Annotated in this window: 2 protein-coding genes; both read left to right on the top strand. The window is 36.7% G+C overall.

Going from position 1 to position 1,602, the window contains the following annotated elements; all coding sequences use genetic code 11:
• Nucleotides 1-1,083: FAD-dependent oxidoreductase (locus ACEW8O_RS13675; RefSeq protein ID WP_373495186.1), on the top strand; the 1,083-nt coding region annotated here is incomplete at its 5' end.
• Nucleotides 1,083-1,602 (top strand): class I SAM-dependent methyltransferase (locus ACEW8O_RS13670; RefSeq protein ID WP_373495185.1); only part of this gene is annotated, 520 nt, incomplete at its 3' end. The genes ACEW8O_RS13675 and ACEW8O_RS13670, both read left to right, overlap by 1 nt.

Here is a 1,602-nt window from a genome sequence, read left to right as displayed (position 1 = left end):
ATGTTCAATGGGAGAATTCAAGGGTTAGGGCCTAGGTATTGTCCATCAATAGAAGATAAAATAAACAGGTTTGCAGAGAGAGAAAGACATCAGATATTTGTGGAGCCTGAAGGATGGGATACTGTGGAAATCTACGTTAATGGCTTTTCTACTTCCCTTCCTGAAGATGTACAATATGCTGCGCTAAGAAAAATTACGGGTTTTGAAAATGCTAAAATGTTCAGGCCTGGGTATGCTATAGAATACGATTTTTTCCCACCAACTCAATTAAAATTAACCTTGGAAACACAATTGATAGAAAATCTTTTCTTCGCAGGACAGATCAATGGAACAACAGGTTATGAGGAGGCAGCATCCCAAGGACTGATAGCAGGCATCAATGCCTCAAGAAAAGTGGCAGAAAAAGAGCCGTTTTTGCTAAAAAGATCAGACGCATATATAGGTGTGCTAATTGATGACTTGATCAACAAAGGTACAGAAGAACCATATCGGATGTTTACTTCCAGAGCTGAGTTTAGACTCTTGCTCAGACAGGACAATGCTGATTTAAGGCTGACACAAATGGGTCATCAAATTGGTTTGGCCGATGATAATAGACTTGATAAGATGCTTGATAAAAAATCAGATACAGCAAAACTGATCAATGACCTCAAACAGAAAAAACTATCCCCCGATATCATCAATGATGGATTGGAAGGTTTCGACACAGCCATCATCAAAGAAAAGGTATCCATTGAAAAACTTCTAAAAAGACCTCAATTAGGCCTTAATGAAATCATGGAGTTGGATCAAGATTTGAAGTTCTACCTTTCCAAATATAAAAAGGAAGTATTGGAGCAGGCTGAAATTCAGATCAAGTACGAAAGCTATATTGAAAAGGAACAACAAATGGTAGAAAAACTCAACAATATGGAAAATTACAAAATTCCTTTAAGTTTTGACTACCTCTCTATTCCGGCACTTTCCGCAGAAGGAAAACAAAAACTTCATAAAGTAAAACCCGAAACCTTGGGTCAGGCATCAAGAATAAGTGGTGTCACTCCGGCCGATTTATCCATTTTAACAGTTTATTTGGGAAGATAATGTCTAAAGAAAGGTTAACCAAATGCCCGCTCTGCAAAAGCGGGCTTTTTCTTAATCACACAGAAGTAAAAGACCATGCCATCAGCAATGAGGTATTTTTACTTTGCCAATGCACAACCTGCAAACTGATTTTCACCAACCCTAGACCCAGTTTAGAAACCATAAGCAATTATTACGAATCTGAGGACTATATATCCCATCAAAACAAATCCAATAATCTTACAAATTTCCTTTATAAAATCGTAAGAAAAATTACAATAAGAAAGAAAGTATCATTGATTAACCAGCTAAACCCTGCAAAAGGAAAACTGTTGGATATAGGTTGTGGAACCGGTTACTTCATAAAAGCTGCCTCAAACCAAAAATGGAAAGTCACAGGAATAGAACCAAATCCCATTGCACGGGAAATTAGTATTAATAAAAAAATCAAGGTTTTCGAAACAGTAGATCAAATTAGAAAGGATAAAAAATTTGATGTAATCACCCTCTTTCATGTCCTGGAACATATACACGAATTAC

The organism is Aquiflexum sp., from assembly GCF_041749095.1.
In the GTDB taxonomy this organism is placed as follows: domain Bacteria; phylum Bacteroidota; class Bacteroidia; order Cytophagales; family Cyclobacteriaceae; genus Aquiflexum.
This window is presented reverse-complemented; position numbering and strand designations above follow the sequence as displayed.